This is a genomic window from Arthrobacter pasteuri (genome assembly GCF_054510955.1).
The window spans coordinates 86592-100339 of record NZ_JBTNDO010000004.1; the positions used below are offsets into that span (position 1 = coordinate 86592).

The window sequence follows — 13748 nt, forward strand, 5'->3', positions numbered from 1 at the left end:
CCCGGCAGGGGCCCTACCGCACCTGCTTGCCGGCGCGCCAGACGGCATGCACGAGGGGCATGCCCGGACGGTACGCGAGGTGCGTGGCCGACGGCGCGTCGAGGAGCTGCAGGTCCGCCCGGTGCCCGACGGCGAGCGACCCGACCGCCCGCCGGCCGTCGGTGTCCTCGCCCGTGTGCCGCCGCAGGGCGAGGGCTCCCCCGACGGTTGCGGCCCGTACCGCCTCGGAGACGGTGAGCCCCATCTGCAGGACGGCGGTCGCGACGCAGAACCCCATGGACGTCGTGTAGGAGGTGCCGGGATTGCAGTTGCTGGCGATCGCCAGCTGCACTCCGGCGTCGAGCAGCCTCCGCGCGGGCGGGAACGGCTGGCGCGTGGAGAGGTCGCAGGCGGGCAGGCAGGTGACGACGGTGCCCGGCGTGCCCTGCGCCCGGGAGCCTGCGCCGGATCCCGCCCAGGACCCGGCGAGGGCGTCGACGTCGTCGTCGGACAGGTGGTTCGCATGGTCCACGCTGGCGGCGCCGAACTCCACGGCGAGCGCGACCCCGTCGCCCGGTCCGAGCTGGTTGCCGTGGACGCGCAGGCCGAGCCCCGCCTCCGCGCACGCCGACAGGACGCGGCGGGACTGCTCGGCGGTGAAGGCGCCGGTCTCGCAGAAGACGTCGGCCCAGCGCACGTAGGGGCGGACGGCGTCGAGCATCGGGCCGCACACCAGGTCCGTGTACATGTCCGGATCCCACCCGGCCGGGACGAGGTGCGCACCGAGGAAGGTCACCTCGTCGACCGCGCCGGCGGCGATGCGCGCACTCCGTGCCTCCTCCCCGACGTCGAGCCCGTACCCCGTCTTCGTCTCCAGGTAGGTGGTTCCCCCTGCGGCGGCCTCCGCGACGCGGCCCAGGAGCAGGCGCGTGAGGTCGTAGTCGCCGGCCGCACGGGTCGCGTCGACCGTGACGGCGATGCCCCCCGCGGCGTACGACTCCCCCGCCATCCGTGCCTCGAACTCCGCCGTCCGGTCGCCGGCGAACACGAGGTGGGTGTGGCTGTCGACCCAGCCCGGCAGTCCGGCCCGCCCGCCGGCGTCGTGCGCCTCGTCCGCTGCGGGTGCCTGCGCGGCCGGACCGATCCAGCTGATGCGCTCGCCCTCGAGGACCACGGCCGCGTTCCGCAGGACCGCGGCCTCGCCGTCCTGCGTCATCAGTTCGCCGATGTTGGTGATCAGCTGTGACATTCGTGGTGCTCCTGGGGCGAGAGGGAGTCCGCGGCCTCGTCGAGGCGCGCGATGGCCGCCACCAGGAGGTCGGCCGGCCTGCCGAGGGTTGCATGCACGCCGTCGCGGGCCAGCAGGACTCCCCCGACGACGACGGCGGTGACGTCCTGCGCGGTCGCCGTGTAGGCGAGCTGTTCCTCCGCGGATCCCGCGGTCCGCGCGCTGTGCGGGTCGACGGCCATGAAGTCCGCCGCGCAGCCCGGGCGGAAGCCGGCACCGGGACGTCCCTGCGCCGTCGCCCCGCCGACCGAGGCGATGCCGTGGAGCGCTGCCGGGTCGAAGTGCCCGCGGCGCCCGGTGCGCAGGCGTTCGCCGTGCTCGAGCGCACGCATCTCGAGCCACGGGTCGACGACGGCGTGCTGGTCGGTGCCGAGGGCCAGGACCGCGCCGGCCCCGCGGAACCCGCCGGCCGGGCCGATGCCGTCCGCGAGGTCCGCTTCCGTGGTGGGACAGAGGACGACGACGGCCCCGGCGTTCCCGAGGATCGCCACGTCGGTGTCGCTGACGTGCGTAGCGTGTACGGCGGACAGACGCTCGCTCACGAGCCCGTACCGGTCGAGCAGCCCGGCCGGTGTGGTGCCGGTGGCGCGGAGGCAGTCGTCGTTCTCGGCGGGCTGCTCGGAGAGGTGGATGTGCAGCGGCATCCCGGACGGCAGGTGCTGCGCGATGACGGCCAGCTGGTCCTCGGGTACGGCCCGCACCGAGTGGATGGCGGCGCCGACGGACACCTGGTGCGCGGGGTACAGCGCGGAGATCGCGGCGCGGAGGGACGCGAGGCGGTCGAGCCACCGGGCGGCCGTGCCGTCGGAGAAGCGGAGCTGCCCGTCCTCGAGGGGCGTGCCGAAGCCGCCGGCGAGGTAGCAGGTGTCGAGCAGCGTCAGGCGGATGCCCGCCCGGACGGCTGCACGCGCCAGGGCCAGTTCCATGGCGTGGGGCCCGTCACCCGGCCCCTGGTCTTCGTCAACGGCACCGTAGGGGGTGCCGTCGGGCTGGTGGTGGACGTAGTGGAATTCGGCGACGCTGGTCCAGCCGGCTGTAACCATCTCCGCGTAGGCGGCGGTGGCGAGTTCCTCGTAGAGCGCGGGCGTCAGGGCTCCGGCCGCGCGGTACATGGTCTCCCGCCAGGTCCAGAACGTCCCCCCGCGGTCGTGGGTCCGGCCCCGCAGCGCACGGTGGAACGCATGCGAGTGGGCATTGGCGGCGGCGGGGAAGGCGATGCCGGAGAGGACGACGTCGCCGTCCTGCGCGGCGGCACCCGGCGCGACGTCGACCACCATCCCGTCGGCGTCGACCTCCACGCGGACGGCGTCGACCACGCCGTCGTCGTCCAGCCAGGCGTACTCGCACCAGACGGCGCGGGCCGCGTCCCGTCCGGTCACAGCAGGTCTTCGAGGACGTCGGCGAGCGCCACGGCCCCGGCGTCGGCGTCGTCGCGTTCCACGAACTCCTCGGGCGAGTGGCTGATGCCGGTGGGGTTGCGGACGAAGAGCATGGCGGTCGGGGCGATGGCGCCCAGGATGCCGGCGTCGTGCCCGGCCCCGGTGGGCAGGGTCGGCGTGCCCGGGAAGGAGCGGCCGAGCGCCGAGGCGAGCGTGTGCCGGAGGGCCCCGTCGAAGTGGACCGTTCCGCTGCGCGATTCCTCCATCAGGGTGGCGCGGCAGCCCTCGAACGCGCAGATCTTCTGGGCCTGGCCGTGGATCTTCTCGATGAGCGATGCCGTCACCGCGTCCTCCTCGTGGCGTACGTCGAGCCAGAGGTCGACGCGCGAGGCGATGACGTTCGTTCCGCCCGGTACGGGCTGGAGGCGGCCGACGGTGGCGCGCGCGCCGTCCTGCTCGGCGGCGATCTTCCGCGCCGCGAGGACCACCTGCGCCGCGGCGATCATGGGGTCGGCGCGGTCGGCCATGAGGGTGGTGCCGGCGTGGTTGCCCTGGCCGGTGATGGACAGGCGCCACCGGCCGTGGCCCAGCATGGTGGACCCAATGGCGACGGCGGAGTCCAGGTCGATCAGGCCACGCCCCTGTTCGACATGGAGTTCGACGAAGTCCCCGATGTGCCGGACGGCTTCCTCGTCCCGGCCCAGGTGCGCCGGGTCGATGCCCGCGGCCCGGGCGGCCTCGGCGAACGTCGTGCCGTCGGTGTCGGTCAGGGACCGGACGATGTCGGGGTCCACCGAACCGGTGAGCAGGCGCGACCCGAGGCAGGACAGCCCGAACCGGGAGCCCTCCTCCTCGGGGAACACGGCGACGGCCAGCGAACGGCGCGGCTGGACCCCCCGTTCGCGGAGCAGGTCCACCGCGACCAGCGCCGAGGCGACGCCCAACGGCCCGTCGAACGCGCCGCCGCCGGGGACCGAGTCGAGGTGGCTGCCGGTCACGAGGGCGCCGTCGCGGCTGTCCGTGGCGTCCCACCAGGCCCAGAGGATCCCGTTGCGGTCCGTCTCCACCGACAGCCCGTGGGCTGTCGCCTCGGCGTCGAACCACTCGCGGAGGGAGAGTTCGACGCCCGTGTAGACGCCGCGGGAGTACCCGCCGCGAGACGGGTCGCGGCCGATGTCACTGATGGAATCGAGGACTGAGGAGACGGTCTGCACGGGAACACCTTCCGATCGGGGTCGAGGGACTTCAGGATTCCATGGGGATGCGCACGCCGCGTTCGGCGGCGACCTCGCGGGCCCGTTCGTAGCCGGCGTCCACGTGGCGGATGACTCCCATGCCGGGGTCGTTGGTCAGGAGGCGCTCGAGTTTTTGGGCGGCGAGGTCCGTCCCGTCCGCGACCGAGACCTGTCCCGCGTGGATGGAGCGTCCGATGCCCACGCCTCCGCCGTGGTGGATGGAGACCCAGGTGGCTCCCGACGACGTCGTGAGCAGGGCATTCAGCAGGGGCCAGTCGGCGACGGCGTCCGAGCCGTCGGCCATCGCTTCGGTCTCGCGGTAGGGCGAGGCGACGGACCCGGAGTCGAGGTGGTCGCGGCCGATGACGATCGGGGCCGAGACCTTGCCCTCGGCGACCAGCCGGTTGAACAGCAGGCCGGCCTTCGCGCGGTCACCGTAGCCGAGCCAGCAGATGCGCGCCGGCAGGCCCTCGAATTCGACGTGCTCCGCGGCGGCGTCGAGCCAGCGGTGCAGGTGGCCGTTGTCGGGGAACAGTTCCTTGAGGGCGGCGTCGGTGACGGCGATGTCCGCGGGATCGCCCGAGAGCGCCACCCAGCGGAACGGGCCGAGTCCCTCGCAGAACAGGGGGCGGATGTAGGCGGGGACGAAGCCGGGGAAGTCGAACGCGCGGCCGTATCCGCCCTTCCGTGCCTCGTCGCGGATGGAGTTGCCGTAGTCGAACACCTCCGCACCGGCGTCCAGGAAGCCGACCATCGCCTCGACGTGCAGGGCCATGGAGGCCTGCGCCTTCTTGGTGAAGCCCTCGGGGTCGGCGGCGGCCTCGCGCTCCCATTCGTCCGGAGCGATCCCTTCCGGCAGGTAGCTCAGCGGGTCGTGGGCGGACGTCTGGTCGGTGACGATGTCGACGTCGAGCCCGCGCCGCAGCAGTTCGGGGAAGACGGTGGCGGCGTTGCCGACGACGCCGACGGACAGCGCGCGCTTCTCGCGCTTCGCGGCGAGGACCTGCTCGACGGCGTCGTCGAGCGTGTCGGCCACGGTGTCGAGGTACCGCTTGGCCACGCGGCGGCGGAGGCGCGCCTCGCTCACGTCGACGATCAGGACCGCGCCGCCGTTGAGGGTGACGGCGAGGGGCTGGGCGCCACCCATGCCGCCGCAGCCGCCGGTCAGGGTCAGCGTGCCGGCGAGGCTCCCGGCGAACCGCTTGTGCGCGATCGCGGCGAACGTCTCGAAGGTCCCCTGCAGGATGCCCTGCGTCCCGATGTAGATCCAGGACCCCGCGGTCATCTGCCCGTACATCATCAGGCCCTCGGCCTCGAGGCGCCGGAACTCCGGCCACGTGGCCCAGTCGCCGACGAGGTTGGAGTTGGCCAGCAGCACCCGGGGCGCCCACGGGTTGGTGCGGAAGACGCCGACGGGCTTTCCCGACTGCACGAGCAGCGTCTCGTCGTCGTCGAGGGTCTCGAGGGTGCGGACGATCGCGTCGTAGGCAGCCCAGCTCCGCGCCGCCCGGCCGGTGCCGCCGTAGACCACGAGGTCCTCGGGGCGTTCGGCCACCTCGGGATCGAGGTTGTTCATCAGCATGCGCAGGGGCGCTTCCGTCTGCCAGCTCTTCGCGGTCAGCTGCGTGCCGCGTGCCGCCCGGATGGAGCGGGAGGGGTCGTGCGTGGGGGTCGTCGGGGTGCTGGTCATGCTGGTTCTCCTGTCAGGTCACCGGTCTCGGCGACGCGGGCGGATGGGGTGAGGAGGGCGGAGGCCTCCCGCGCGACGAGCGCTCCGATGCGGTGGGCCTCCGCCTCGGTGATGCGATAGCTGGGGACGACGACGCTGAGCGCCGCGACGGCCCTGCCGCCCGGCGAGACGGGCGCGGCGATGGCGGTCACGTCCGCCTCGACGCCGTCGCGGACGACGACGAAGCCTTCGGCAGGGCTGCCGGTCAGGACGGCGCCGACGGCGGTCCCGGCCAGCGGGATGCTGCGTCCCACCCAGCTGGCGTGGCGGACGGAGTGCGTCCCCTCGCGCATCACCAGGTAGACGCCCTCGCCGTCGTGGGACGGGACGCTCAGGTAGGCCGATTCACCGGTCCGGTCCACGAGGCGTTCCAGCGCGGGTTCCGCGAGGGAGACGAGCGACTCGTGGCCGAGTGCCTGCGCCCCGAGCTGCATGACGCGGAGTCCCGGCCGGTACGTCCCGAGCCCGTCCCGCCGGACGAATCCCGTGCCCTCGAGCGTGCGCAGGAGCCGGAGGGCGGTCGACGCCGACAGCTCCGTCTCCCGCGCCGCGTCCGCGAGGGTCAGCGACCCCGCGTCGCAGACCGCCCCGAGGAGCACGAGAGCGCGCTCCACGGTGCGTGTCGATGATTCCGCCACGGTCCCCTCCTTGCTTTCGGCCGTGCCATGCATTTCACTTATTGAAACGTCATTTTCACTCTATGGCAATAGCGGCATCGCCGCAGGAACCGAGGCACTCCGTGAACCAGCACTCCGTGATCGTGGGCACCGGCCCCCTGTCCCCCGCCGATGTGGTCGCTGTGGCGCGGCACGGGGCACCCGTCGCGCTGGCTCCCGAGGCGCTGGCCGCCATGGCCGCGTCCCGTGCGGTCATCGACTCCCTCGTCGACGACGGCACGCCCCACTACGGCGTCTCGACCGGCTTCGGCGCCCTGGCCACCAAGCACATCCCGCTGGACCAGCGGAGCCAGCTGCAGCGCAGCCTCATCCGCAGCCATGCGGCGTCGTCCGGCGCCGAGGTGGACCGCGAGGTGGTCCGCGGCCTCATGCTCGGACGCCTCTCCACCCTGGCGACGGGGCGCACGGGTGTCCGGCCCGTCGTTGCCGAGACCTATGCGGCGATGCTCACCGCGGGCATCACCCCGGTGGTGGGCGAGTACGGGTCCCTCGGCTGCTCGGGAGACCTGGCGCCGTTGTCCCACGTGGCCCTGGCCCTGATGGGTGAGGGCAGCGTCCGGACCGGCGCCGGCGACCTCCTTCCCGCCGCCGAAGCCCTCGCGGCAGCGGGCATCGCCCCCGTGGAGCTGCGCGAGAAGGAGGGCCTCGCCCTGATCAACGGGACGGACGGGATGCTCGGGATGCTGGTCCTCGCCGCGGCCGACCTGCACCAGCTCTTCACGACGGCGGACCTCGCGACTGCGATGAGCGTCGAGGGACTGCTCGGCACCGATGCCGTCTTCGCGGAGGACCTCCACGCCCTGCGTCCGCATCCGGGCCAGGTGGCTTCGGCAGCGAACATCCGCTCGCTGCTCCACGATTCCCCGCTCATCGCGGAGCAGCTCACCTCGGAGACCGGCCGCCACCGCTTCACACGGGTCCAGGACGCCTATTCGCTCCGGTGTGCACCGCAGGTCCACGGCGCGGCGCGTGCCACCCTCGCGCACGCCGAGTTCGTCGCCTCGGTCGAACTCGGCTCCGCCATCGACAACCCGGTGATCACCCCCGACGGCAGGATCGAGTCGAACGGCAACTTCCACGGCGCCCCCGTGGGCTACGTGCTCGACTTCCTCGCCATCGCCGTCGCCGACGTCGCCTCCATGAGCGAGCGCCGCACGGACCGCTTCCTCGACAAGTCCCGCAGCCACGGCCTCAACGCGTTCCTGGCCCACGATCCCGGCGTCGACTCCGGCCACATGATCGCGCAGTACACGCAGGCCGGCATCGTCTCGGAACTCAAGCGCCTCGCCAACCCCGCTTCCGTGGACTCGATCCCGTCCTCCGCGATGCAGGAGGACCACGTGTCGATGGGCTGGGCTGCGGGACTCAAGCTGCGGAAGGCCATCGACGGCCTCACGCGGGTGCTCGCCATCGAGATCCTGACCGCGGCGAGGGCGCTGGACATGCGCGACGGCGGCGCTGCCGGTGCTGCCGGCGCTGCCGGTGCCGGCGTGCGCAGCTCCGCCCCTCTCACCGCTGTCCGGGCACGACTGCGGGAGGACGTCGAGGGCCCCGGTACGGACCGCTACCTCGCGCCGGAGATCGAGGCCGCCCGGGTGCTGGTCGACGACGGTTCCCTGCTGGCCGCTGCGCTCGGGACGCTCCCAGCGCCCCTCCAGTGAAGCTTGTTAGGGTGGACTAACTACTTCCCCGAGAAAGAAGCGCCGCTCCATGTCCTCGCCCGTGTCCGCACCGACCCACAAGCCGCCGCGCCCCCAGGCCGTCCTCACCGTGGAGGAGACGCAGTGGCTGAGCCCGCACCTCGTGCGGGTCGTCGCGGGTGGGCCCGGCTTCTCGGACCTCCAGGAGTGCGACGCCACGGACAAGTACGCGAAGCTGCTCTTCGCGAAGCCCGAGCTCGGGCTGGTGCCGCCCTACGATCTCGCAGCGCTGAAGGATGAGCTGCCGGCCGGAGACCGCCCCGTGAAGCGGACGTACACCATCCGGTGGCTCGACCGCGAGGCGCAGCGCCTCGCCATCGACTTCGTGGTGCACGGGGACGAGGGCATCGCCGGTCCCTGGGCCGCACAGGCCTCACCGGGAGACGCCCTGGTGCTCATGGGACCGTCCGGCAAGTGGTCGCCGGACCAGGACGCCGACTGGCACCTGTTCGTCGGCGACGACTCCGCCCTCCCCGCGATCGCCGCAGGCATCGAGGCACTGCACCCGGCCGCCGTCGGGCACGCGTACCTCGAGGTGGACAGCGCCGCGGAGGTCCTGCCCCTGACCGCTCCCCCGGGCCTCGAACTGCACTGGCTGTACAGGGACGGACAGGCCGCAGGAACGACGACGCTGCTCGCGGACGCCGTCGCCGCTGGACCGTGGCCCGAGGGCCGCGTCGACGCCTTCGTGCACGGGGAGCGCGGGGCGATGAAGGCGCTGCGGGACGTCCTGTTCAACGAGAAGGCCCTGGCCCGGTCGCAGGTCTCCCTGTCGGGTTACTGGGCATACGGCCGCGAGGAGGACACCTTCCAGGCGGAGAAGCGCGAGCCGATCGGCAAGATCCTCGACGACTAGGACGGGTCCGGCTCGGCCCCGGTCCAGCGCGCCGGAGGCGTCGCGCGTCGATCCTGCGGACCGTGTGGCGGTTGAAAGTAGGGGCACCCGGGGCCACCATGGCAGGAAGGGCCGGGAATCGGCGCGGATCGGGGGGACGATGACGGATTCAGAACAGCAGGTGCTGGCGCGCTATACGTTGAGCGACGCAGGTGACTTCCTGTGCCTGCGCTGGGCATCCGGCGTCACCCTGCAAGCCGAGGACATCCAGTCGACGATTGCGGCCGTGACTGCCGCGTCCCCCCGGGGCAGGCGGCCGCTGCTGGTGCATATCGGCCGGGTCGAGCGGATCACGCCGGAAGCCAAGCAGCTGCTCGTGGACGACACCTGTTCCAGCCGGACGGCCGTCGTCGGCGTGGACGAGGTGAGCAGGGTGCTCACGGCCTTCAACTACAGGTCCGCGACACTCAGCCGGTACTTCACCGAGGAAGCCGATGCGATCGCCTGGCTCCGGGAGGATCCGGGGTCGGACGGCGCCTCGCCTCCTGGGGAGGCGTTCCGGGCCGACATGCGGGGAGACGTGTTGTGGGTCGAGTGCGAGTCCAGCACGGATGTCACCAACGCTGTCGCCGAAGCGCTGGTCACGCGGGTCCACGAGCTCAGCCCGTCGGTCTGCCCACCGATGCTCATCCGCCTCAACCATCTGGTCTCGCTCACCGAGGACGCACTGCACTCCCTGGCGACGGGGCTGGATATTGCAGCCCTGGCCATCGTCGGAGCCGAGCCCGGGGATCCGATCATCACCGCGTACTACAAGCAGCAGCACCACCCGCCCTACCCCACCAGGCACTTCACGACAGCCGGCCCGGCACAGGCATGGCTGGCCGACTGCTTCCGGCAGGTGCCCCGGTAGGACGGCCTTCCCCGTGCCCCATCGGGCCGGCCGTCACCGGCCCGGTCACGAGGCCAGGCCCGTGGCCTCCCGCGGACGCCTCTTCGGGATCCGTTCGACGAGCTGCATCGCCGGTTCGGCGAGGCGCGCCAGGACCGGTCCGAGAACGGCCATGAGCAGGACGTAGGTCGTGGCCAGCGCGGCGAGCTCCGGAAGGACGGCGCCCGACGCCACCGCGAGCCCGGCGATGACGATCGAGAACTCCCCGCGTGCCACGAGCGCTGTGCCCGCACGTGCCCGGCCCATCCGGCCGATGCCTTGCCGCCGGGCGGCCCACCAGCCGGTGGCGATCTTTGTCGCCGAGGTGACGAGGGCCAGGAGCAGGGCGAAGCCGAGGACCGGTGGGATCGAGGACGGGTCGGTGTTCAGCCCGAACACCACGAAGAAGATGGCCGCGAACAGGTCGCGCAGCGGCTCGAGGATGCGTGCGGCGTTCTCCGCCGTCGCGCCCGAGATGGCGATACCGAGGAGGAACGCGCCGACGGCCGCCGAGACCTGCAGCGCCGACGCGAGTCCCGCGACGAGGAGTGCGGCACCGATGAGGGTCAGGAGGAAGACCTCGCGGTCGGTGCTGTCCACGATGGCCGAGACGACGTTGCCCCACCGCAGGGCGACCACCAGGACCAGCGTGACGACGAGCAGCGAGATCCCGACGGTCCCGAGCCCTCCGGCGAAGCTCAGCCCGGCGAGGACCGCGGTCAGGACCGGCAGGTAGATCGCCATGGCGAGGTCCTCGAAGACGAGGATCGCGAGGACCGTGGGCGTCTCCCGGTTGCCGAGTCTGCCGAGGTCGCTGATGACCTTCGCCGCGATGCCGGAGGAGGAGATGTACGTGACGCCGCCCATCACGAGCCCGGCGACGGGGCCCCAGCCGAGGATGACGGCGACGAGGGCTCCGGGGGTGAAGTTCAGGACGAAGTCCACGATCCCGGCGAGCCAGGACTGGCGGAGGCCGGTCACCAGTTCCTTCGCCGTGTACTCGAGGCCGAGCATCAGCAGCAGGAGGACCACGCCGATCTCGCTGGCGACCGCGCTGAACTCCAGGACCCCCTGCAGCTCGATGAAGCCGCCCTGCCCGAAGAACAGGCCGCCGATGAGATAGAGCGGGATCGGCGAGAGCCCGATCCGGCCGGCGAGCCGCCCGAGGATACCGAGGAACAGGAGGATGGCGCCGAGTTCGATCAGGGTCAGGGCGGTCGTGTGCACCGGCGGCTCAGCCGTTACGCAGGATGTCCGCCGCGGCGTCGAGGCCTTCGGACGTGCCCACCACCACCAGCAGGTCACCGGCAGCGAGGATGAAGTCGGGCGTGGGCGACGCCTGCACCTGGCCGGAGCGGAGGACGGCGACGAGCGACGCCCCGGACCGGGAGCGCATGCGCGTGTCCCCGAGCGGACGGCCGTCGAAGGGCGAGCCCCGCTCGATCAGGAACTGGCGCGTGGTCACGCCGGGCAGGTCCCGGTGCTCCTCCGTCAGCTGCGCGACGAGTTGCCGCGAGCCGAGGAGGTTGCCGATGGTGGCGGCCTCGTCCGGGGTGAGCGGGATGGACGCCACGCAGGCATCGGGATCCCCCGCCTTGGAGATGATGAGGTCGAGGTCGCCGTCGCGCTGGGCGACGATTCCCACCCTCCGGCCGGAGCCCGTGACGATCTCGCGCCGCACTCCGATACCCGGGAGGGGTGTTTCGATGACGTTCATGCGCCCATCCTAGACCTGCGTCGACTAGACGCTGCCCGGCAGGGGCCTCGTGGAGCTTCCGTTCGCTGAGGGCGTCGAGGCGGCCCGCGGGTCGAACAGATCGGGCTCGAGGTAGATGCTCCTGGCGATCGGGACAGCGGTCCGGATCCGCTGCTCGGCCCTGTTGATGTCGGCGGCGATCTGCATACCGCTCTCCTGGCTCTCCACGCTGATCTTGGCGGCGACGAGCAGCTCGTCCGGACCGAGGTGGAGGGCCTTGAGGTGGATGATCCGCGTGGATCCGCCGTCACTGATGGCTGCCTCGATCTTCGCCACGTCCGCCGCGGAGGCCGATTCGCCGAGCAGCAGGCTCTTGGTCTCGACCGCGAGGATCGCGGCGATCGCCACGAGGAGCAGGCCGATCATGGCGGTTCCGGCCGCGTCCCATATCCCGTTGTGGGAGCAGCGTCATGGAGACGCCGAACAGGGCGAAGACGAGGCCCACGAGGGCCCCAGGTCCTCGAGGAGGATGACCGGAAGTTCGGGCGACTTCGCGGTGCGGACGAAGCGCACCCAGCCCATGTCGCCGCGCGTGTGGTTGGACTCCCTGATGGCCGTGCGGAACGAGAAGGACTCGGCGATGATGGCGCCGATCAGGACGGCGAGCGGCACCCACCAGAAGGAGCCCTCGATGGGGTGCGGGTCCTGGTACTTGTGGTACGCCTCGTAGAGCGCGAACAGGCCGCCGACGCTGAAGAGGACGATCGACACGATGAAGGCGTAGATGTAGCGCTCGCGGCCGTACCCGAAGGGATGCTCCGGGCTGGCCTGCCGCTTGGCCCGCTTGCCGCCGACGAGCAGGAGCACCTGGTTCCCGGAGTCCGCCACCGAGTGGATGCCCTCGGCGAGCATGGACGACGAGCGCGTGAGCGCGAAGGCCAGGAACTTGAGCGCGGCGATGGTGAGGTTCGCGGCAAGGGCCGCGACGATTGCCTTGTTCCCTCCACCTGCTGACATGATCCGGTTCCGTTCCCTCTGCCCTCCGGTGCGACGGGTGTACCGACCGTGGCCAGGCGCGTCCCCGACACGTCCGTCGAGGTGGCCTCCGGTCCCCACTCTACGGAAAGTCCTCCGCGGCGGAACCGAGCCCGGCCCTCCGTGCCACCCGTTGCGGACAGCGACGCCGGCGGTCTCAGGCGGGCCGCAGGGCCGCTGCTGCCGCTGTGATCCGGGCGGGATCGGCGCCGAGGTCCTCCGGATCGGCGCCGGTGAGCAGGACGGCGGCGAGTTCTGCGATGCCCGACGACGTCTGGAAGCCGTAGCCGCCCTGCCCGGCGAGCCAGAAGAAGCCGGGGTGGCCGGCGTCGAAACCCACGACGGGCAGCCCGCCGGCCCGCTCGGTCCGGAGCCCGGTCCAGGACCGCAGGACCGAGGTGATGCCGAGGGTGGTGACCGCGCCGAGGTGGTCGATGAGCGCCTCGACGTCGCCCGGGTGGGGCTGGGCGTCCCCGGGTTCGGCAGGCTCCGCCTCGCTCGGGGAGATCAGCACCCCCTCGGCGTCGGGCCGGTAGTAGAACGAGCCGTCGGCAGCCGCGACCATCGGCGTCCCCACCTGCGGCGCGTTCTCCGCCGCGACGATCGCGGCGGTGCGCCGGAGCGGGACGAGGCCCTGAGGCCCTACGCCGCAGAGTTCGGCGACGGTGTCCGCCCATGCCCCGGCGGCGTTGACGACCACGCCGGCGCTGATCGTGCGGTGGCCCGCGCGGACGCTCCAGCCCGCGCCGTCGTAGCGGGCGGACGTGACCGGAGAACCCGGCAGGATGATGACGCCGTCGTCGCCGGCGCTCCTGCGGTGGTATTCCAGCAGGAGGTCCGTGTCGGTGCCGACGCAGTCGACGTCGAGGGCCGCGGCCTCGAACGATTCCGGGCGGAGCTGCGGGCACAGCTCGAGCCCCTCGGCATGCGACAGCCTGCGCATCGAGGAGTTGGCCTCCGCCGCGACGTCCGCCGCGGAACCGATGAGCAGGAAGGACCGGGGCACCGTCAGGGGAAGTCCGGTGGAGGACTGCACACCGGCCAGCAGGTCCAGCGTGCGGCGGGTCAGGTCCACCACGGGGTCCGGACCGTAGCTCGGGATGAGCTGCCGCGCGGAGCGCGACGACGTGTGGTACCCGAGCGTGGGCTCGGACTCGACCAGGGCCACGCTGGCGAACGGTGCCAGCACGGAGGCCAGCGACAGGCCGGCGATGCCGCCACCGATGATCAGGACATCACACTCGAGGGAACTCATCCGCTCATC

The 13748-nt window shown here is 72.1% G+C and carries 11 protein-coding genes and 1 pseudogene; 3 read left to right on the forward strand and 9 right to left on the reverse strand.

Annotated features, from left to right (window positions below; all coding sequences use genetic code 11):
• Window positions 1-13 precede the first annotated feature (13 nt).
• From hutI to ACX80H_RS14995, 5 genes are read right to left on the reverse strand one after another with little or no spacing between them, the layout of a single operon-like run.
• Entirely contained in the window at window positions 14-1228 is a 1215-nt protein-coding gene (gene hutI / locus ACX80H_RS14975; RefSeq protein ID WP_459314194.1) for an imidazolonepropionase, read from the reverse strand.
• Complete coding sequence (locus ACX80H_RS14980; RefSeq protein ID WP_459314195.1) at window positions 1216-2646, reverse strand: formimidoylglutamate deiminase; 1431 nt, start codon at window positions 2644-2646, stop codon at window positions 1216-1218. The genes hutI and ACX80H_RS14980 overlap by 13 nt, the downstream gene beginning before the upstream one ends.
• On the reverse strand, window positions 2643-3860 hold the full coding sequence (locus tag ACX80H_RS14985) for an allantoate amidohydrolase (RefSeq protein WP_459314196.1): 1218 nt from the start codon (window positions 3858-3860) through the stop codon (window positions 2643-2645). The genes ACX80H_RS14980 and ACX80H_RS14985 overlap by 4 nt, the downstream gene beginning before the upstream one ends.
• A gap of 31 nt (window positions 3861-3891) precedes the next feature.
• Window positions 3892-5571, reverse strand: coding sequence for a urocanate hydratase (gene hutU / locus ACX80H_RS14990; protein WP_459314197.1), 1680 nt, complete (start codon window positions 5569-5571; stop codon window positions 3892-3894).
• Window positions 5568-6248: an IclR family transcriptional regulator gene (locus ACX80H_RS14995; protein ID WP_459314198.1), complete on the reverse strand. Its 681-nt coding sequence runs from the start codon at window positions 6246-6248 to the stop codon at window positions 5568-5570. The genes hutU and ACX80H_RS14995 overlap by 4 nt, the downstream gene beginning before the upstream one ends.
• 62 nt (window positions 6249-6310) lie before the next feature.
• On the opposite strand from ACX80H_RS14995, the gene hutH reads away from it, so the two are divergent.
• From hutH to ACX80H_RS15010, 3 genes are all read left to right on the forward strand, one after another.
• Complete coding sequence (gene hutH, locus ACX80H_RS15000; protein ID WP_459314199.1) at window positions 6311-7948, forward strand: histidine ammonia-lyase; 1638 nt, start codon at window positions 6311-6313, stop codon at window positions 7946-7948.
• A gap of 49 nt (window positions 7949-7997) precedes the next feature.
• The gene (locus ACX80H_RS15005) at window positions 7998-8843 is read left to right on the forward strand and encodes a siderophore-interacting protein (RefSeq protein ID WP_459314200.1); all 846 of its coding nucleotides are present in this window, start codon (window positions 7998-8000) and stop codon (window positions 8841-8843) included.
• Between the two features lie 139 nt (window positions 8844-8982).
• The gene (locus ACX80H_RS15010; RefSeq protein WP_459314201.1) at window positions 8983-9735 is read left to right on the forward strand and encodes a DUF7793 family protein; all 753 of its coding nucleotides are present in this window, start codon (window positions 8983-8985) and stop codon (window positions 9733-9735) included.
• Window positions 9736-9780: 45 nt separating this feature from the next.
• Here the strand turns inward: ACX80H_RS15010 and ACX80H_RS15015 are convergent, their stop codons facing one another.
• The 4 genes and pseudogenes from ACX80H_RS15015 to ACX80H_RS15030 form a co-directional block, all read right to left on the reverse strand.
• Window positions 9781-10980 (reverse strand): cation:proton antiporter, encoded by a 1200-nt coding sequence (locus ACX80H_RS15015; RefSeq protein WP_459314202.1) that lies wholly within the window; start codon window positions 10978-10980, stop codon window positions 9781-9783.
• Window positions 10981-10987: 7 nt separating this feature from the next.
• Complete coding sequence (locus tag ACX80H_RS15020) at window positions 10988-11470, reverse strand: cation:proton antiporter regulatory subunit (RefSeq protein WP_459314203.1); 483 nt, start codon at window positions 11468-11470, stop codon at window positions 10988-10990.
• A gap of 24 nt (window positions 11471-11494) precedes the next feature.
• Window positions 11495-12466 (reverse strand): annotated as a pseudogene (locus ACX80H_RS15025) (cation diffusion facilitator family transporter).
• A 175-nt stretch (window positions 12467-12641) separates the two neighbouring features.
• Window positions 12642-13739, reverse strand: a complete 1098-nt coding sequence (locus ACX80H_RS15030) for an NAD(P)/FAD-dependent oxidoreductase (RefSeq protein ID WP_459314204.1) — start codon at window positions 13737-13739, stop codon at window positions 12642-12644.
• Window positions 13740-13748: the final 9 nt, after the last annotated feature.